Origin of the sequence: Paenibacillus xylanexedens (assembly GCF_017874615.1) — a bacterium.
Taxonomy (GTDB): Bacteria; Bacillota; Bacilli; order Paenibacillales; family Paenibacillaceae; genus Paenibacillus; species Paenibacillus xylanexedens.
Window position 1 is genome coordinate 213,883 of the sequence record NZ_JAGIKV010000005.1, and the last position, 18,200, is coordinate 232,082.

General features: G+C 39.8%; 19 protein-coding genes and 1 pseudogene. 4 read left to right on the forward strand and 16 right to left on the reverse strand.

Annotated elements, in window-relative coordinates; genetic code table 11:
• Positions 1 to 23: 23 nt before the first annotated feature.
• The 5 genes from J2Z28_RS08655 to J2Z28_RS08675 form a co-directional block, all read right to left on the reverse strand.
• A complete protein-coding gene (locus J2Z28_RS08655) occupies positions 24 to 2,462 on the reverse strand; it encodes a DEAD/DEAH box helicase family protein (RefSeq protein ID WP_211081945.1) in 2,439 nt (812 codons plus the stop codon).
• Complete coding sequence (locus J2Z28_RS08660; RefSeq protein ID WP_211081946.1) at positions 2,446 to 2,772, reverse strand: nucleoside triphosphate pyrophosphohydrolase; 327 nt, start codon at positions 2,770 to 2,772, stop codon at positions 2,446 to 2,448. The genes J2Z28_RS08655 and J2Z28_RS08660 overlap by 17 nt, the downstream gene beginning before the upstream one ends.
• A gap of 228 nt (positions 2,773 to 3,000) precedes the next feature.
• Complete coding sequence (locus J2Z28_RS08665) at positions 3,001 to 3,504, reverse strand: hypothetical protein (RefSeq protein WP_342357487.1); 504 nt, start codon at positions 3,502 to 3,504, stop codon at positions 3,001 to 3,003.
• A gap of 8 nt (positions 3,505 to 3,512) precedes the next feature.
• Complete coding sequence (locus J2Z28_RS08670; RefSeq protein WP_211081948.1) at positions 3,513 to 4,547, reverse strand: WXG100 family type VII secretion target; 1,035 nt, start codon at positions 4,545 to 4,547, stop codon at positions 3,513 to 3,515.
• Positions 4,548 to 4,721: 174 nt separating this feature from the next.
• Positions 4,722 to 5,195: a hypothetical protein gene (locus J2Z28_RS08675; protein ID WP_211081949.1), complete on the reverse strand. Its 474-nt coding sequence runs from the start codon at positions 5,193 to 5,195 to the stop codon at positions 4,722 to 4,724.
• A 191-nt stretch (positions 5,196 to 5,386) separates the two neighbouring features.
• Between J2Z28_RS08675 and J2Z28_RS08680 the strand changes: the two genes are divergently transcribed.
• From J2Z28_RS08680 to J2Z28_RS08690, 3 genes are all read left to right on the forward strand, one after another.
• Positions 5,387 to 5,734 (forward strand): helix-turn-helix domain-containing protein, encoded by a 348-nt coding sequence (locus J2Z28_RS08680; RefSeq protein ID WP_211081950.1) that lies wholly within the window; start codon positions 5,387 to 5,389, stop codon positions 5,732 to 5,734.
• A gap of 372 nt (positions 5,735 to 6,106) precedes the next feature.
• Positions 6,107 to 7,138 (forward strand): SIR2 family protein, encoded by a 1,032-nt coding sequence (locus J2Z28_RS08685; protein WP_211081951.1) that lies wholly within the window; start codon positions 6,107 to 6,109, stop codon positions 7,136 to 7,138.
• Positions 7,135 to 8,199: a DUF262 domain-containing protein gene (locus tag J2Z28_RS08690; protein WP_211081952.1), complete on the forward strand. Its 1,065-nt coding sequence runs from the start codon at positions 7,135 to 7,137 to the stop codon at positions 8,197 to 8,199. The genes J2Z28_RS08685 and J2Z28_RS08690 overlap by 4 nt, the downstream gene beginning before the upstream one ends.
• Before the next feature lie 154 nt (positions 8,200 to 8,353).
• Here the strand turns inward: J2Z28_RS08690 and J2Z28_RS08695 are convergent, their stop codons facing one another.
• The 10 genes and pseudogenes from J2Z28_RS08695 to J2Z28_RS08740 form a co-directional block, all read right to left on the reverse strand.
• Entirely contained in the window at positions 8,354 to 9,445 is a 1,092-nt protein-coding gene (locus J2Z28_RS08695; protein WP_211081953.1) for a restriction endonuclease, read from the reverse strand.
• The gene (locus J2Z28_RS08700) at positions 9,423 to 10,574 is read right to left on the reverse strand and encodes a DNA cytosine methyltransferase (RefSeq protein WP_211081954.1); all 1,152 of its coding nucleotides are present in this window, start codon (positions 10,572 to 10,574) and stop codon (positions 9,423 to 9,425) included. The genes J2Z28_RS08695 and J2Z28_RS08700 overlap by 23 nt, the downstream gene beginning before the upstream one ends.
• 177 nt (positions 10,575 to 10,751) lie before the next feature.
• Positions 10,752 to 11,513 (reverse strand): DUF3427 domain-containing protein, encoded by a 762-nt coding sequence (locus J2Z28_RS08705; RefSeq protein WP_211081955.1) that lies wholly within the window; start codon positions 11,511 to 11,513, stop codon positions 10,752 to 10,754.
• Positions 11,514 to 11,541: 28 nt separating this feature from the next.
• On the reverse strand, positions 11,542 to 12,450 hold the full coding sequence (locus J2Z28_RS08710) for a hypothetical protein (protein ID WP_211081956.1): 909 nt from the start codon (positions 12,448 to 12,450) through the stop codon (positions 11,542 to 11,544).
• A 94-nt stretch (positions 12,451 to 12,544) separates the two neighbouring features.
• A pseudogene (locus tag J2Z28_RS31465) lies at positions 12,545 to 13,146 on the reverse strand (phospholipase D-like domain-containing protein); the annotation flags it as partial.
• 184 nt (positions 13,147 to 13,330) lie between these two features.
• The gene (locus tag J2Z28_RS08720) at positions 13,331 to 13,807 is read right to left on the reverse strand and encodes a hypothetical protein (RefSeq protein WP_211081958.1); all 477 of its coding nucleotides are present in this window, start codon (positions 13,805 to 13,807) and stop codon (positions 13,331 to 13,333) included.
• The gene (locus J2Z28_RS08725; protein ID WP_211081959.1) at positions 13,807 to 15,015 is read right to left on the reverse strand and encodes a WXG100 family type VII secretion target; all 1,209 of its coding nucleotides are present in this window, start codon (positions 15,013 to 15,015) and stop codon (positions 13,807 to 13,809) included. The genes J2Z28_RS08720 and J2Z28_RS08725 overlap by 1 nt, the downstream gene beginning before the upstream one ends.
• A gap of 256 nt (positions 15,016 to 15,271) precedes the next feature.
• Positions 15,272 to 15,556 (reverse strand): DUF4183 domain-containing protein, encoded by a 285-nt coding sequence (locus J2Z28_RS08730; protein ID WP_127547395.1) that lies wholly within the window; start codon positions 15,554 to 15,556, stop codon positions 15,272 to 15,274.
• A gap of 82 nt (positions 15,557 to 15,638) precedes the next feature.
• Positions 15,639 to 16,469: a DUF4183 domain-containing protein gene (locus J2Z28_RS31470; protein ID WP_280530812.1), complete on the reverse strand. Its 831-nt coding sequence runs from the start codon at positions 16,467 to 16,469 to the stop codon at positions 15,639 to 15,641.
• 407 nt (positions 16,470 to 16,876) lie between these two features.
• The gene (locus J2Z28_RS08740; protein WP_211081960.1) at positions 16,877 to 17,257 is read right to left on the reverse strand and encodes a hypothetical protein; all 381 of its coding nucleotides are present in this window, start codon (positions 17,255 to 17,257) and stop codon (positions 16,877 to 16,879) included.
• 90 nt (positions 17,258 to 17,347) lie between these two features.
• Between J2Z28_RS08740 and J2Z28_RS08745 the strand changes: the two genes are divergently transcribed.
• A complete protein-coding gene (locus J2Z28_RS08745; protein WP_211081961.1) occupies positions 17,348 to 17,542 on the forward strand; it encodes a hypothetical protein in 195 nt (64 codons plus the stop codon).
• A gap of 149 nt (positions 17,543 to 17,691) precedes the next feature.
• Here J2Z28_RS08745 and J2Z28_RS08750 read toward each other — a convergent pair whose 3' ends face one another.
• On the reverse strand, positions 17,692 to 18,165 hold the full coding sequence (locus tag J2Z28_RS08750; protein WP_211081962.1) for a DUF4362 domain-containing protein: 474 nt from the start codon (positions 18,163 to 18,165) through the stop codon (positions 17,692 to 17,694).
• Positions 18,166 to 18,200 lie beyond the last annotated feature (35 nt).

Sequence of the window (18,200 nt, forward strand, 5' to 3'; positions counted from 1 at the left end):
AAAGCAGCTTTTCTTGCATTATTTTACTGTCCCCGCTCAAAATACGCATGTAACCGATACAGACAAATCTCCTTCGTCCAGCGATATAACACCGCCTGTTCCTCCGCATCCTTCACCTGCACATTCAGCGAGAACACGCCATCTTCGAATCGCGTCATGCTGCCCTTCGCCCCACTCCACTTGGACATGGGCATTTCAATTATCAACTTCTCAATCTCCGTTGCCGTCTTCTCATTCCATTCCCATAGCGCAAGTTTACCTTTGTCCGAAAAGTCCTTCCGTTTCCGGTACTCCTTCTCCGTCAGGTACGTATGGAAGAACCTTGCTATCTCCCCCGGCGTGATTGGGTCCATCCAGTGGACTTCACCTCGCTCCAGCATGTACAGCAGCACGATCATTTTATAGCTTTTGTTCATGAGTGTCTTCTCCACATCACGCAGCCACGCCTCATGCCGAACGTACACCTCTCCCTCAGTCGGGGACAGCAGCTCCGCCCAATAGAGAAATCCAACATAGGAGCCAAATTCGTTCCGGTACCCGATACTCTTCGAACGTCCCATCAGATGCAGCTCCAGATACGTCGGAATACGCCCCAACTCTCGCTTCACATCCAGAAAATCCTGATGAAGCTTCTCGCGGCGCGGCAGCCGTTTGCGGCTTAGTTCCTGAAGCAGGTTCACCACCCTCGTCTCCAGATGAATTCCACAGTTAGCCGGAACTTCCGGCACAGCTGAATCTCGGACTTTCGCCGTTCCCTCCAGTTCCCCGCGCACATCAAGCAAACTCAGCTTCACATCCGCATTCCGGTAATTCCCGATCAGGTCGATGATGACACAATGAGATTTGCCCTCAGCCAGCCGCAGACCGCGCCCTACCTGCTGGGTAAACACGGTGAGTGACTCCGTTGGACGCACAAAGAGAAGCGTGTCCACACGCGGTATATCCGTTCCTTCATTGAATAGATCCACCGTCAACACAACCTCCAGCTCACCCGCATCAAGCTGGCGAATGGCTTCCTCCCGCGACATCTCCGATGTGCGCGAATGCAGACTGAGCACCTTCACGCCCTGACTGCGAAAATACGCAGCCAAATAGTCCGCCTGCCGGATCGTCGAGCAAAAGCCAATCGTTCTCGTCTGCTTGTGCCGCCGCCAAGCTTCATAAATGGTCTCCACATGCTCCTCTTGCAACTGAACAGCCATGAGCTGTTCTTCATCATACTTCGTGCCGATCCAGCGAATCTGCGAATAATCCGTATCGTCGAATACTCCGTAATATTGAAATGGCGCTAGCCAACCTCGCCGGATCGCTTCGATAAAATGCATCTGGTAAGCCACATTCCCATCACAGAGCGCATACACATCCTTGCCATCCAGTCGATCCGGGGTCGCCGTAATGCCCAGCAGGAATCTTGGTTGAAAATGCTCAATCACTAACATGTACGTCTTCGCCGCCGCATGATGGAACTCATCCACCACGATCAGATCAAAGGCATCCACCGCAAATCCATCCCGGTGCTTCTGCATACTCAGCGTAAAGATTGAAGCATACACACAATCCGCGGTTCCATCCTTGTACTGTCCGTTATATATCCCATGACTGCGCTCGGGCATGATCCGTTGAAAAGACTTCTTCGCCTGGAACAGAATCTCTTCCCGATGCGCCACAAACAACACCCGCTGGAACCGCTGCGCAAAGAAACCCGCCAGATACGTTTTGCCAAGCCCGGTCGCCATGACGACCATCGCTTTGTCGTACTGCCCCTCCATCGTGCCATGGAGTGCTTCAAGCGCATCCAACTGCGCCAAACGCGGCTGGATAGGCACAAGCGACAGCTCAGCGGCTTCTTCCTCTTTGTCCTCAGGTAGCCCCGTCCCGAACTCTGCTTCTTCCATCTCCATGATCCGCTGGATCATCTCCGGGTTCTTCTGGTGATATTTGCGGTACTCTTCCTCATACAGCGCAATCGAATCCGGGTTCACCGGCAAGGTTGTCTCGTGGTAGAAGCTCTGCATGAATTTGTCCAAAGCCATCTGGAACGTATACGGCTCCGCTTCCGCATTCATCGCCAGATTCCATTCATACCCCGTCTTGAGCGCCGTGAACGAAAAGTTTGACGAGCCGACAATCAGCAGTCCTTCCCCGTTGTCATGATCGAACAGATACGCTTTCGGGTGAAAAGAAGTGCCCATACTTCGCCACAGCCGTGTCTCAATTCGAGGATCAACCTCACACAGCGCCCGCAATCCTTCTGGCTGTGTTATGTACAGATAATCTCCTGCGAGCATCCGTACTTCTGCCCCACGCTCCGCCGCCCGCTTTAAGTGCGGGGCCAGCAGTCTCACCCCGGACTGCATAATAAAGGACGTCATAATATAAATCCCGGATGCATGCTGCATCCGGGCAATCAGTTCGTCTGCCAAGTTATCTGTAATGAGTTTAACGTTAAGCTTCGTCGACATCGATCAGATACACCCGTTCTTGGAATCCACCACGCTCCTCGGCTTTGTCCGCCCGAAGCTTGTCCAGCTGGGCCGCATTCGCACCATGCACCTCCGCCAGCGCCCGGATCACCTCCAGCATGTCAGCCAGTTCTTCTATGGCTTCCTGATCACTCGCTGCATTTACGTACTCATCCGATTCTTCTTGCAACTTCGTTCTTAACTCTTGCTTATACTCCTCCGGGTCCAGAATACGTGTGCGGCATTCCTTGCCACTGGATGTGATAATATGCGGAATCTTGTCCCGCACCAATTTGTTGTATGTAGGCATGTGGTATAACATCCTTTCTGCTTTGGAGGTTTTCCAGCTTTGCGCCAGAATCTCCCTTTTTGCCATTATACCATTTGCCATGGAGAGCGATGGGTTGATTTTGTAAAGTGGTTGGATTGGAATGAGGAGTTAAAAATAGCCCATGACTACTCGTATTCGAGTTGAAATGGGCGTTCGGTAATTCGTAATGTCTAATTTTTCTGCATCAAACTCTGGTTCAGAAGGATTCTAAGCCAACAGTTTTGAGACAATCACATTCGTATCCATCATTTCTATATCAATCTCGAACAAGCAAGTGTCATCATCCATAGCTGGTTCATGACCGATTCTAACCTTCTCAATTGCATACTTGTTCTTAATATCAAGAATATACTCTATTAACTTCTGAGCTTTTAACGTTGTCTCTGAATTTTCTCCACTGAACAATTCCTCTTCAGGAAAATTAATTACAATATCTCCAGATTTCTCATCGAATGAAAATACAATCATCACGTCGTTAAAGGTATGACCCAGGTTAAGCTGAGACAATAGTATATTCCCCGTTCCCTTAGGAGAAAGAATCTCTTCAAGGCTCTCTATTTGCTGAAATTCAATATCGTTTTCACTACGGTTATCATAAAAGTGAGAACTTTTGATCCGATCCACCTGAATGTTCAAATCATTTTTTATGAATTGATCCAGATTATTTTTGTTAAAATCAAGTAAAATGATTTCTAAACTTTCCAAATTCACAACCTCCATCATTGATCGATAAATCCTTTGAATGAACCATCTTGGTTAAGCCTTGCTCCGCGGCCATCAGGTAAATTCTTTTCGAGGAAAGTAATACCTCTATTATTTATAATTTTCTTAAATTCACCTGGAGCATCAAGTATATCCTGTAAATGCTTTTGAGCTACTTGATTAATTTGTTCAGGCCCACCTCTAACTCTTCCCCATATATCTGGGTTTCGCCCTGCATGTTTCTGCAAAGCATGTCCTACAACGGTTTCTCCACCTTTTTTGGGAGCAGTAGCAGAACTAATAACGGTATCTCTGTTAAATATCACAGGGTTTACACCATTCAAGTTATCTAGCTTAGACTTTGGAAACTTCAATCCTCCAGTCGGAACCTTATAACCCCTATTATACGTTCCAGTAAAAGCCAACACGAGCTTAGCAGTCTGTAAACCTCCTATAGAAACTGCTGCTTGCCAAGCCGGTATGGATTCTCCAGTTACGGGATGATGACCTTCCTTAAATGCGCTGATCTGTGCATCATATATATCTCCACCACTAGACTCCGGTTGCTTCGGTCCAGCTCTCATTTCTTCATAGGTGCCACCCTGTTCCCAGTACTTAACAAACTCCTTTTGCCCTGGCATACCATCCTCTGCTTCACTAGCAGGCATGTTAATTCCAAACAAAGGGTTATATACCATTCGCCGTTGCTCTTCTGGATTACCTGTATTATGGTTCATCATTGTATGGGCAGCAATCTGTCCAGCAACGGCTCCCAAGCTCACCTGTTCCTGATCCGCTTGTTCGAATCTCTCGGCAATCGCGAACAGATCTTGGGATGACTTAACCATACTTTCCAGTGCTCGATCAAGTACTGAACGTGACTGCTGAAAATCATAGAAAAACCGTTCCTGCGTTGCTCCCGCCCACTGAGACTGGATGAATCCGATCCGTGCGGTCAGGTCATTACGTATACCCTCCAACTGCTGCCTACCCTGCTCGATCTGTCTGGATACATGCAGCAGCTGCTCTGGTGTTACTTTAATTGTACTCATATCATTCTCCGCCGTTAAAATTAGGATTTTACAATGTTAGCAGAAGTTCATTGCAAATACATCCACCTATTATCCTGATTTTCCCTTTCCCCAAATAATACTTTGCAGTACTTATAATCCTGCAGTCCCAGTCCTCGTGAAAAGAACTTCCAGATCATCATGGCATGCCTTATATCAGAAAATCTTTGATGAATTATTATTCAATCGAGTGGCTAATTCCTCCAATATGTCTTCCGTTCGTTGAAGAAGCTTTTCGATGTTATCAAGGTCTAAATATTGATCCTGTTGGCGTTCCTCTAAAGATGAGATATGTTGCATCGTGCCGATGAACAGGGCAATATCCAGCCCGGGTTCAGTGTCCGTATGCACTAAAGGCAAGATTTCATTCATGGTGAGTCCTTTGGGTGGATGAACTGAGTGATACTTATGGATATAGAGCGCCTTAATCATGGAGGCAAGAGCCCAATCACATAGAATCAGGCAGGCTTTGAACTGATTATGATTACGCATGATGGCGGCAAGTTTGAGATGATATTGGGCTAGCTGATGATATTGAAATACATCTTTGTTCTCATAAGATAATTTATCATTTAGAAAAGTTACAAAATCAAAATTCTGCCGATTCTTGAAGGAGTAAGTATGATTCAAATTAATCATCTCCTCAATAATAAGATTAGGTTCAATACAATAATGAAATCCCTCGTATGTTTTTTTAAATTTCGGGCAAGATACAAGCTATATATTACTACATAGTAGTTTTTTTCACAAATTACTTATTATTTATCGGTTAATTAGCAATGAGTCTTTCTCTACACTTCTAATTAAAGAGGGGTGTTCATATGTCGGAACTTTTAGAAATAGTCGGTGCGAGAATAAGGGATCTAAGAAAATCTAGAGATCTCTCCCAAGAAGCTTTAGCTGAAAAGGCAGGTTTTAATCCAAGTTATATTGGTTTTATTGAACGGGCAGAGCGCAACATTTCTTTGAAAAACTTGGATAAAATTGCACGAGCTTTAGGTGTTGGAGTTGATCAGTTATTTACATATGTTAAAGAAGAGGAGGAGCTCTCTATAGAAGATGTGAATATCAAAAAAACGATTGCGATTTTAAGAACCCGTGAATCTAGTGAAATATCCATGGCTCTAAATGTAATTACTGAAATTTTCAATACTTATGATAAAAAATAAATATAGAGGCTCTTTTACTCTCTATGATTCTTATAGTTGATCTTTAGAATCACTATATTATACGTAAATACCAACACAATCTGATAATTATTTTATTTATTATGTTGTGAATACACTCACAAATCTTTTACAAAGTAAATATTACAAATGGTTTGACAATACATCATTTATAAATAGAAAAAATAGGAGATTAATTAAAACCCTTCCTTTCGCCACATTAAATTTAATCGAAAGAAGAAGTTTGATGTATGAAAGTACAAGACTACATATCGGAATCTCGCAACTAAATTAAGAAACATATTCTTAATTCCTTGTCTGGGAGATAATTATTTTTCAGATATATGAATAAATAAACAGCTGAAGGAGCACATTGTGAAAAATTATTTTATAGTTTTAGGAAATGGATTTACTATTGATTTTATAAATACTATTAAGAAAACTGAAGAAATTAATGTAATGAATTTATTTTCTATGGGTGATTCGGTACCCTGGCCCGCTGATAATGAACCAGGGTTCCTTTCTTATAAAAGGTGTCCAAATCTCTGGTATTTGGGAGCTCGTCCAAATATGGATAACACGAGTGCTATGTCACTATTAGAAGACCTTATTACCTGCGCTAATACAGCAAGTGGTGCAGGTAATAGACATTTAGACACCAAATATATACAGGCTTATCAAGAGTTACAGACATATCTTAAATATTTATTTATATACTACGACAATCAAATAACTCAAGAAGAAATTTCAGAAAACGTTGACAACTGGGGATGGTTTAAGTTTTTCAAGAAGCTTAATGAATCAAATGACTGCAACAATGTTACTATAGTTACCTACAATTATGATATTTGGCTTGAACGTATTTTGATCTCTGGAAACATAAACTTCAATATACAAGGTATTAATAATGGAGTTTATGATCCTGATAATCCTTATAAATTTAATATTATTAAGCCCCATGGTTCAATTAGCTTTTCATATCAACAACCCATTGATCCTAATAGATTTGTAATAACATCAACTCAACGGGAACTAACAAATGGAGACCTAAGTAACTACTCAGTCAATTATAATAATTTAGAAAATATTTACATGTTGAATGCCATGATTCCTCCAGCTGGTGATTCAAGCAGATTAGAGTCTACTTGGGCATATGATCTAAGAAAGATTGCTTTAGAAGAAGCAAGTAAATTAACTTATGCTGATGAGCTATTAATATGTGGTATTTCTTATTGGCATGTAGATAGAGGGGAAATGGATCAACTCTTAATTAACATCAATCCAGAGATTAATGTTAAATCTGTAAACCCAAGACCAACAAGTACTCTAAATGCCGTACTCACCAGCCTATTTAAAAGTCACATTGGTTATCAAAATTCGAAAATATTGGGGGATATCAAAATATGAGCGACAAAGAATTAATCTTAAATAGAAATACAAATACAATAACTATTTCTGAATTTTTTGAAAACCATTCTCTCAAAAAATATAACTTCGCACCATCCTATCAAAGAAGAGGTGATGCTTGGAGCCTTGAAAAACAATCATTTTTGATTGACAGCATAATGAAAAATTATCCAATACCACCCATATTTTTACACGCAAAAGTTAATTCAGAAAATGGAAAAACAGTTTATGACATAATAGATGGTAAACAAAGGCTAACTTCAATTGTTAAATTTATTTCAAATGAAATTGATTTACCCGAAAACTTTGGTGACGATAGCTATGGCAGTGAGGAATATAATGGTTTGAAGTTTAACGAGATAGATGCTAAGTCTGAATTAAAATCCAACTTTTGGAAATATAAATTACCTATTGAATATGTTGACACTGAGGATGTAATAGTTGTAAATAACATTTTTGACCGTTTAAACAGAAACGGGGAGCCATTAAATAATCAAGAACTCCGGCACGCTAAATATAATAAAACAAAATTACTAGAGACAATTCAAGAATTATCGAACATACCATTTTGGAAAACTAGAGCTCAACAATATCTCGATATAACAAGAATGGAAGATGATGAATTTGTCTCAGAATTAGTGTTCGCAATATTAGAAAATGAACTATTTGACTCCAAACCAGAAACTTTAGATAAATTGTATGCTAAATGGGATGCTAAATTAGCAAGCAATCCTAACCTAATAGAAGATTTACGCGATAAATTTAACGTATATACTAACTACATGCAATCATTAGATTTAGCTTATGAATCGCTCAAAATTGAAGGAGTTAGTCATTTGTATGGCTTATGGTCCTTCTCCATGGCCTGTGCAAATTCTGAGGTGCCCTTGTCTGAGATCAAGTCTAAAGTTAACGAATTTTTCATCGAATTGAGAGAGAAAAATTTCAATGAGGATTCTATAAAAGAATATAAAAATAGTATGTCTTATAACACTAAGTCTAAGGGACAACGTACAAGAAGATTAAAAGCGCTGCTTCAATTCTGTAATATCAACAATTAATAATACTTTAATACTTATAATTTATATTTATTGTAATATTAAAAAAGACAAAGTCCTATCTAATAAGATAAGACTTTGTCTTTTTTGTTGCTCTTGCTCTATATTTGATATACTCATCACTTTTAATACAAATTTGATTTTATTTATATGAGATTCAAGATACTATACACTCCATATAGCTATCTAAAAATTCTTCTGTAATTCCTTTTATCTTACGCTTTTTAAATAATACATACATTTCCTCAACAGCACTATAAGGAAAAAATCTCGCATCTAACTCTCTGAACTGTGGGCGGGACGCTTCTCTATAAACCTTTTCCCTCTCTTCATCAGCTGCGACAATGACATATCTGGTAGGAAAAGGTGGGAGAACTTCACGTAATGCATCTTGAAACCCTTTCATCCTAGTCAGTCCACTTGTTACACCAGTACTATGCTCAACCTCCATCACAGCTGGCATTAACCTTCCGTTTTTAAACCAGATACAGTCAATTAAATGTGCCGCTCTTTGAGCACTATAGTACGGTGCTATAAAATTTTGTTCTTTACTTAAGGAAGCTATTACGCCCTCCATCTCACCAATTTTTTTATCCTTATAAACTATCCCCTTATCATTTTGTGCAACCCATGTTTTAAATCCTAAATGTTTGCCTATTTCAATAAGAGCTATTTGTATTTGGCTATGTCTCCGTTTCATCTCAATATCTAGTGCAGGGTTGTTCATCTCCTCAGGTAAAATTAGTGAATCATACACTATATCAGTAAAAGGTACTTCCGAAACCACCATGTCTACCTGTGCTTCAACCAAGGTACTAGGAGCGTGGGGGTTATTGGGACACCAAATAATATGTTTGTGACCTTTTTTTATTTTATTGTTTGAACTTGTGCTCTCAATCCTCCCCGGGTAGCAATAATAAAATTGTGGCGTATGCGCCAGCAACGCTTCTAAGGCAGAACGAGTGTTATAACTTCCTCCGAATATTCTATCTACATTAATTGGCTGATCCGGAATAAATGCGTTAGCTAGTCTCCATATCATTTGTGATGATATAGATTCGACCCTTGCATCCGTCCATGTTTTACCTTTATCCGAACGTTTTCTTTGAATAGAGATAGGCCCTTCCGGTCTTACAATATTAACAATTCTTATTTCCGTAGGGGTGTTAGAATGAATGTAGTTAAAGCTAGTATTCTTGGGTAACAATCCAAGTTGATGAACAAGATTAGCAGCTGTTAGTTTTTCCATTTTTATCCACCTTCAAAAAATCTAGTATAGTCTCAGCAATTCCTTTTGATGCTAAATAAGGCACTCCATTCCCCACTGTTTTGAATGCATTAGATAAAGTGATACCTTGAGGCAATTCATATTCTTTTGGTAAACTTTGTAGTGCCAGCGCTTCAGCAACTGATAAACGCCGCGCTTTATATGGATGTAGATGTACTTCATTATTTCCATAAGCTACTGTTGGGGAAGGTCTCCAACGATGCAAACGTTTATATGATTTCTTAGAGTCATCCCCTTCTGGAATTACCAGAAACTTAGCCAGGCCTGCTCTAGGCGTGAAATATTGATCTGCATTAGGATGAGACTCAACCTCATTTTTCTCAAACCAATAATTAACAGTTAATTCCTCGATAATTTTTTCTGGTTTAATTCTCTCATTATTTTCTTCAAATGTCTCCATCCCAGACCAAGTTATTTCATTAATGTCTTCCATCCGATATTTTAAGTGTTTTTCCCAAGGGAAAATATCACTAAGGGAATTGATTGAATCAATTTGAATTCCTAAATTTTCTAACACGATCTTTTTAAATCCAATTAGAATTATTCTCTCTCTTTGTTGAGGCGCACCATACTCTATCGAATTAATCAAACGTTCTGTCATTACATAGTCATTACTCTGGAGTCTTTCTTTCATCAAGTCGTAGAATGCTCTGTGCTTTTTAGTTCTCCACAATCCCTTTACATTTTCAAATAAGAAGAAGTCCGGTGATTGTTTACAAATCAGATCAATGTATGTTGCTGATAATTTACCATTCTCTCCTTCGTGTCCTTTGTTTTTACCCCCAACAGAGAAATCCGGACATGGAGGGCCCCCGATAAATCCCACTAAGTTATGTTCGTTTTTTGTCTCTTCTATTAATACTGAAAGGTTTTTGCTTTTATCCTCATTCTCAAATTCAGTTATATCACACAAATGATAACCATACCTTGGCTCTGGAATACCCATTACCTGACGAGAGTACATATATGTTTCAAGAAAAGGACGATGATATTCGTTCACAAACGCAATATTATAACCACTCTTTTCAAAACCAAGATCTAAAAAACCCGCTCCTGAAAAAAATGAAAAAATCACTGGTGTTTTACTCATTATAATTACCCTACCTTGGATCAATTTTTAATAAATTACAAACTAATGTTCGCTCTTTAGTTTACACTTTTAAGCTTGTGTACTACAAGCTTTTTGTATCCAAGGTAATCGTAAATTCATTTAAAGCTGCCCCAACGAAATTCTTCTTATTTTGGAAAAGATATAAATTAACCAAACTTAACTATTCAAATGTAACATTACATTTTTCAATTCTTCTATTGTGTAGGCAGGTTTCTTACGATGTAACATTGCATGACAATTAGGACAAACGGGTCTTAAATCTTTTATAGGATCTACTGCATATTTCTTTCCTATTTGATTTAGTTCAACTAAATGATGTACCTGAGTATATTTTTCACCAATAATTCCATATTTTTCTTCGAAACTAAAGTTACAGACGGTACAACTTAATCCATAATGATCAATACACTTTTGCCGAGCCTCGGGATTACGCTCATAAATATTTACAGTTCTTCTCTTGCTAGTTCCTTCATAATACTCTTCTAAGAATTCATTTTCTTCTGTTGGGTGAGTAGTTCGATTTTCATGATCTTTAAACGACCATAATATTCTAACAGGATGAGAATTCTCAATCAGTTTAACTTTCCCAAGCCCATGATAAGTAAACATTAACTCTTTACTATTATCTCTAGTAAAAATATATATTTCCCCTTTAGGATTTAATATAGATTTTAAAGTTGGTGAGTTTATGCCATGAGAATTTTTACTGAACCACTGAAAATAGTCTCCAATAAATTTATTATTATAATCATGCCCCGTTCGTCCAGCAGAGTTAATGTTTGCAAATATAAAAAAATCAGCTTCAAATTTTGTGTAGCCTGTATTCCAATTTCCACCTTGCTTTATCACTGGAACATCTAAAATTTTATAGACATCCTTTCTAGAATATTTATTACCAACTACAAATAGATTACTCATTTAATATCACTCCAATAATTTTAAGTCCTCAAGGTAATAATCTTTTAGCTTCATCAGATATTTTTTTAAGATCAGCTTCATCAAGCTGGTTGGGCAATTTGAGTTTAGAAGGATATATCCTCTGATTAAAAAAGGTATCTATCCTAGTGAATTTAATTTGAATTACGCTATCTCTGGGTACAGCTATTTTATTCTTATTATCTTTATCGGCAACAAATATATATCCACTTAAGTTATGATTTATAATTCTTCTGTCATTTAATTCAGTGTTGTCTTTTAAAAGAATGGTTACTAAAACGTCCATACGTTGGATTAACAAAAAGTATTTTTTAAATAAAATCGTGTTTAAGAACATTATGAAAACAACAATTAATAATGTTAGCTTGTAATAATCATTAATATTATTTAGTGATAGGAGTACCCAATTAGTGTTAGGTGAGTTGAGTTGCATTTTGTTATTTATCTCTAATAAAATTATGTTGATTAATAAACTAAAATAAAGATTCATTAATACATATGTAAAAGAAGGAAATACAAACAATATGATAATAACAGGCCATATCCCTAAACGATTTGAATTCGGTTTACTCCTCAGACGAATGATATATCTATGAATTTGTGGGATAAAAATAACTGCAAGAATAAAGGTTATGAATATGAGCAAGATAAAGAACATGTACTTATTCCATAAAATATTGATTATCCACAAATTTAATCTTTCTATTTTCCCACCCAGTTTTGTTATAGGAAGAAAGTAAATTAGTGAAAATATTATCACTACAAAATTTGTGAAAATACTCCTCCCTAGTTTAGCTGGAGCACTTATAAAAAGTTGTTCTTCTTTAGTTAATGTTGGTCTTATAACTCCAATAATTAAAGTCATGCCTAATAAAATACTTCCTATTTTGTAAAGTACATCGATGACATCTTTCAGCATAGTATTAACCTCATTTTTCCGATTTTTAGTTTTAATTACTTTGTCCCCAACGGAGTGCATATAAAGCATAGCAAATCCCGCACTAAGAAACGCCAGCCTTGAGGTAGGTTACTTCCATATACGGGGTTGTGATGATCCGCAGCTTCCCACCGCTCGCCGTGAATTGTTCAAGCTGTTCCAGCAGCAGGCGAAGCCCGCTGAATTTGATAAATGACACCAGCCAATCGATCCGGTCGGCGGTCACGATTTCCTTTTGCAACTCCAATAACATACTCGGCTCGGACTTTGCACCTGTGAACAAAGAGCTTTGGGCGATCGGTGTATCTGGACGTACGATTTTGGTATCTCTGACCGCACGAATGCTGTTCAACTTGGAGTACACATGAGTCAACACTTCCCCCCTGCTCATCCAGTTGCAATTCGTTGTATTCTTTTTCCCCCAGTGTGCCTTTCAGGGTAGCAATAATCTCATTGCACGTTCGGATTTTCGCCAACACAGCTGTCTTATCCTCCGTTTGTTCCCGTACAATCTTGAGCGCTCGCCGGGTCACTGCCGCCAAATAAGTGGACAGCAGTTTACGTGCTTCCTCTGCATCTAGCTTCTCGGTTCCAACATTATACACATCCGGGTCCAGGCGCCGAAATCTCCTGTCTGGTGATGGTGTTGATAAGCTGTTCATATATGCCTTGTTTCATGAATGTACCTCGTGTGGGTGTAGGATGGTTGTGGATCGTTCTCTATGTATATGGTGAGCTAAAAATTGTTTCTTCTATATTATCGACCAACCTGTGGAAGATTTCATTAGTTGTTTTGTTTTCATAGGAAAAAGCACCTCTACTTTTGGTTTGGTAGAAGTGCCTGAATCTTAATTATTGTGCTTCAGTTAAATGTTTTTGGATCTATATAGCACCAATCATTATTGTAGGATGCCTTTATCTTTTTCATATCATCCAAATTGTAAAACCAATCTTCTTCAATCCATACTCTTGCATCGGGAAACTCGCTCAGAAAAGCAAAAAGGAATTTAAATAACAGATCCTCATTATCATCAAAGTCATCAGAAACTACTGCTTTAAAATATTCATTTTGCGTATCATCCCAATCATAAGTAACGGTTTGAAATTCATAAGGTTCATCATATACACTAAAGCTAAGCGTCCTTGAGTAATTCTCCTTAAATGGCGTGTCGCTTATATATAGCCGAGTATATTTTAATGCACCTTCGCTATCGTAAGTTTCTTCATCATTATCAAAGAAAAGTTTCTCTTTCATGCATATATTTTTAATAGTACTCAATAAATTACTTACTGACGTGCTTCCTCCACGTTTAAATAATACAAAAGATGACATTCCCATTATTTCAATACTCCTCCTAGCTCTTCGAGTGAACTCACAACAGTTACACCTTTACTATTGAATTCTTTAATCATTTTATCTGTTTGCTTATTTGCGGTATCAAAACTTTCATCGATATACAGCACGATCCTTCTTCCCTCATAGTTAAAAAATTGAGAGTTGTTTGGATTAACGTACTTATCGATTTGATCAATTTTAACAGAAGATATTGACTTCTTAACCTCTATAATTTGATTGTGTGTCATAACATCAATATCTCCCGCAGGTTTGCCGGTGGATATATTATCTAACTTTAGCCCAAATCCTGTAACTTCAACTATTCCCTGAACAAAATCTCCTACTTTACCTTCAATTGCTTTGCCGGTATTCCTACTATTCATCGCACTTTCAATTGCATTTGGAATATTTTTAGGGTTTTGTTCAACCCATTTTATTATACTACCGTACGGGTTTTCAAATTCGATTTCTAAACCTTTATTCGTCTTTGTTACAACTGCAGCATTAAATTGTTTACTCCCTTTATCTACCTCCTTCTTACCTCCACCCGATCCACCCAGATCGGTATGCTTGTCATCCATTGAACGAAAAGCTTTGCCAAACAAAACATACGCTAGGGCCTGTCCCGTCATCGCCCCACCGTAATACCCTGCACCATTCTCATCGACCTGCTTCTTCTGCTCTTCTACAAATTGCTCTATATCAGACCTCGCCGTTCCCGTACCCCAGGCCGTATCCCATGCAAATTGAATACCACGCCCAACGTCTACAACTTTGCCCACTGTCATGGCATATGCCACACTGCCTATTGTACTGAACGGGTTATCGAAGAAAGCTTCTGCCGTCTGCCCCATTCCCGTTATTGTTTCTCCTACTGATTTATCAAGCAGCCCTACAGCGAAATTGCGCTTCAGCTCTTCTGGGATGTACAACGCAACCTCGCCTGAGCCGTCCGTTGTTCTGAAGTTCATTGCGATAAACGTAAACTCTTTCTGGATTTCGTCCAACAGCCCTAGTGTAGTCGGGAACACTTCTTTCACCTGCATAAAATCCCAGAAGAATCTCTCTCCTGTCACACCCGACCAATCGGATTGCAACATATAAATGGATTTCTCCAGTTCCCAGACCATTCGCTCCAGTTCCTGTTTCTTCTGTTGGACCAACCGGGCCTTTTCCTCCAATAGATCGGGATGTACCTCGATTCGCTGCATTTCCTTATCACCCGCCAACCTGACCGTAGTTTATGTACCTAAATTTTAACAAGTATGAAGGAAGATTGGAATCAAACGGAAGGATCATTTCCTCAGAGGTTATCCGGTAGTTGGGCAACATCCTTGGGTAACTATTTTTGCACATTAATGCATGGATGAATGCCGTTGAGTCGACTGGGTATCTTGTACAAAAAGAACGACTTCTATCACAGATAGAAGTCGCACCAGATAACGATACAGCATGATTAAATCTTCTTTAAGACACTACAAATTGTACAACAATTGGAGTCCCATCATTTAAAGCATCTCCACCGGGAATTGTAATTGTAGTCGTCGTAGTCGAGGACGTATCTGCTGTTTGCATAAGGCCGTTAATATAAAGATTGTAGTAGTTGTAGGTGCCTGGAAATGCGGTTGCAGCTACACCAGCGTCGTTTGTAAAAGCAGTCGCAGCAATGGCAAACGTTGCCCCAGTGCCGGTCCCATCACCAATGGTTGCAACAAATCTTAAACTGTTCTGAAAGGGTGTCACAAGTGGCATGTTTCTCACCTCCTACCTAACATAGTATATGTGGTAGGTTTGGGAGTAGTGAAGGCAAAGGAACCAGCAACTAAAACCAATTTTAACCATTTATGATATTGGCTGTTATTATAATTATCTCTATAGTGATAGGTGTCCCTGCAAAGATCACACCGTTTTGTGACGAAAAAAACAAACTCTCAGCACTTACACTGTATGAGTTTCCTGGTTGTACAATCCCGTTTATATAAAGATTGTTGAAACTAGTAAGTCCAACCCCGGCAAATTCGGTTATGCTGTCGCCATCGTCATTTGTGAATTCTGTGGCAGGAATTACAACCGATGCCGACAAATCCAGATCGGTATCCGGAAAATAGAAGTAACGGTTTGCCGTAGGAATGATTTCAATTCCGGGTACGGTGCCCGGCGGACCTTGCTCACCTGGGGGACCCGTTGGTCCTTGGACTCCGGGAGTTCCCGGTTGACCTGGCTCACCTTGAGGCCCTGCGGGACCTTGCGCCCCGGGAACTCCGGGTTGACCCGGTTCACCCTGAGGACCAACAGGACCTTGCGCTCCCGGAACTCCCGGTTGACCCGATTCACCTTGAGGGCCTGCGGGGCCTTGCGCTCCGGGAACTCCGGGTTGACCCGATTCACCTTGAGGCCCTGCGGGACCTTGCACTCCGGGAAGCCCCGGTTGACCCGGCTCACCGTGAGATCCGGCGGGACCCTGCGCTCCGGGAACCCCTTGTTGACCCGGCCCGCCGTGAGGGCCTGCGGTGCCTTGGGCACCTGCCACACCTTGCGTTCCAGGGAAGCTCACCGTCTCCAATTCATGTTGTCTCAACGGAGCGAGCAGGGGAGTAGGCTCACAACATACCGGGTTGCTGCCTCCCCCTCTCGGTAATGCAATGACTTTTTTGTCACGGGCCATTTTCTGTGATCTTAATGGACGCTTCAGTGAGCAGCGCTTTTTCCGATAAGATCTACGGATAATATGGCATTTCTTTCGTTTTCCCAAGTGTTTTTTTCTGCATTTCGACGTAGAACGACTGGGCCTTAATTTGTTGAGGGTGGCTGTCCTCTTGTTCAGATACTTCAAAGTGGTCATCTCCTTAGGCCAAGGCACACAGTATATATGCCCTATACTATGTCCTTAGCACATTCGGAGAGTGTGCGAATAACTATGAGGGAAGCCCAATAAAAAAGACAAGAGTCCTGTTATAGTTGTCCTTTCTCTTGCCAGCATGGCTTTATTGTCTCCCCGGCAGGACTTCACAGATCCTATTTTCTGTTTAACTCAGACGATCCATCGGGATCAAACTTCTTTTTAGCAGACTCTTACCTCTTCTTAAAATGCTGAACGATCTCTTCCGGTTCCTGCGTCTCCAGTATAATCTGGCCTTTCTCGAATAGGATCATGTACGGATATGATTTCAGACCAAAAATCTTCTCATAATTAAACTTATTCTCATCATGGACATTATAAAAGGTTACGTTAGTTATTGGGCCTTCTGCCCTCAAATTCTCGTTATTCACTTCATTTAATTGCGTCTGTAACTCAACAATAAATGGTCGCTCCGAAGGTCGGTCGGTAAATATAATGAGTGATGCATCATTTCTTTGATTTTGCGTTAGATAATCTATGGCTTTCTCTCTATTGTTCTGACTACATCCTGTTAATAGGAGTATCAAAATACATAACACCCAAAGCTTCTTCATTTATATCACCACCCAAAATATAATATAATTGGTTATTAACTATTAAATTCACTTCATTAAAAAATCTATTCGCTGAAAGGAAGATGCACATTGAGCAAAAGGAATATCATCATCGCTATCATTATTGCTCTTATCATATTGATACTTCAACTTGTGCTTTATTTTTCTGTAACTAATAAAGAAGAATCCGCACTTCAAGTTTCAAGCATCCCACTTCAAACCAAAACAGTAGATGAGCTTACCATCACACATCGTAAGGCAACCTATACAGATCATGAAGTGTAGTTGGGTTATGAGATTCAGGGCGGTGGACAGTCAATGCTTTGTACAGATATAATCTCCATTTTCCGCCTTTCAAATAGCAACAAAAAACCTGCACAGCCAGCCCCGGCTTCACAGTTTTCATTAAGAGTTTGCATGTGGATACATCTCATTTAACGCTTAGGGATAGAAAAGGCATTCTCTTCCTTCTCACAACCAGTTAACACGTAAAAAATACGTCCCTGCTCACTCTTCATCGTACCGATCCCTTTGCAGGTGTCGGTCTTCATTCCCTGTTTGGAGCCATAGAGATCCCTTGAGTCATCGTAAGTGAATTGAATCGCTGTACCATCATAGATCAATTTATGGATAATGGACCCACCTTCAATGGTATACTTCGTCACACGAATCTGATCCTGATGTTTTTTCTTCACATTCTTCATAAATGTGTTCCACTTATCCCGATTCCTAATGCCTTCGAGAAGCACTACCACATCCCCGCTTTGCTCCGCTTGCTCTGGATTATGGGGCTCAATAATTTCTGGGAATGATTTCGTGATTACTCGAGAATCCACTGACCGATCCTTTGCCTCACACGCTGTTAACACTATTAAAACTAACAAAACCGTAAGCAGCACTCTTTTCATCCAGTCACCTCATGTTTACAACGCTAAAGACTACG

Coding starts and splice junctions, on each gene's coding strand:
- J2Z28_RS08655 (WP_211081945.1), bottom strand. CDS start 2,462: ATGTCGACGAAGCTTAACGTTAAACTCATTACAGATAACTTGGCAGAC.
- J2Z28_RS08660 (WP_211081946.1), bottom strand. CDS start 2,772: ATGCCTACATACAACAAATTGGTGCGGGACAAGATTCCGCATATTATC.
- J2Z28_RS08670 (WP_211081948.1), bottom strand. CDS start 4,547: ATGAGTACAATTAAAGTAACACCAGAGCAGCTGCTGCATGTATCCAGA.
- J2Z28_RS08680 (WP_211081950.1), top strand. CDS start 5,387: ATGTCGGAACTTTTAGAAATAGTCGGTGCGAGAATAAGGGATCTAAGA.
- J2Z28_RS08690 (WP_211081952.1), top strand. CDS start 7,135: ATGAGCGACAAAGAATTAATCTTAAATAGAAATACAAATACAATAACT.
- J2Z28_RS08695 (WP_211081953.1), bottom strand. CDS start 9,445: ATGGAAAAACTAACAGCTGCTAATCTTGTTCATCAACTTGGATTGTTA.
- J2Z28_RS08700 (WP_211081954.1), bottom strand. CDS start 10,574: ATGAGTAAAACACCAGTGATTTTTTCATTTTTTTCAGGAGCGGGTTTT.
- J2Z28_RS08705 (WP_211081955.1), bottom strand. CDS start 11,513: ATGAGTAATCTATTTGTAGTTGGTAATAAATATTCTAGAAAGGATGTC.
- J2Z28_RS08710 (WP_211081956.1), bottom strand. CDS start 12,450: ATGCTGAAAGATGTCATCGATGTACTTTACAAAATAGGAAGTATTTTA.
- J2Z28_RS08720 (WP_211081958.1), bottom strand. CDS start 13,807: ATGGGAATGTCATCTTTTGTATTATTTAAACGTGGAGGAAGCACGTCA.
- J2Z28_RS08725 (WP_211081959.1), bottom strand. CDS start 15,015: ATGCAGCGAATCGAGGTACATCCCGATCTATTGGAGGAAAAGGCCCGG.
- J2Z28_RS08730 (WP_127547395.1), bottom strand. CDS start 15,556: ATGCCACTTGTGACACCCTTTCAGAACAGTTTAAGATTTGTTGCAACC.
- J2Z28_RS31470 (WP_280530812.1), bottom strand. CDS start 16,469: ATGGCCCGTGACAAAAAAGTCATTGCATTACCGAGAGGGGGAGGCAGC.
- J2Z28_RS08740 (WP_211081960.1), bottom strand. CDS start 17,257: ATGAAGAAGCTTTGGGTGTTATGTATTTTGATACTCCTATTAACAGGA.
- J2Z28_RS08750 (WP_211081962.1), bottom strand. CDS start 18,165: ATGAAAAGAGTGCTGCTTACGGTTTTGTTAGTTTTAATAGTGTTAACA.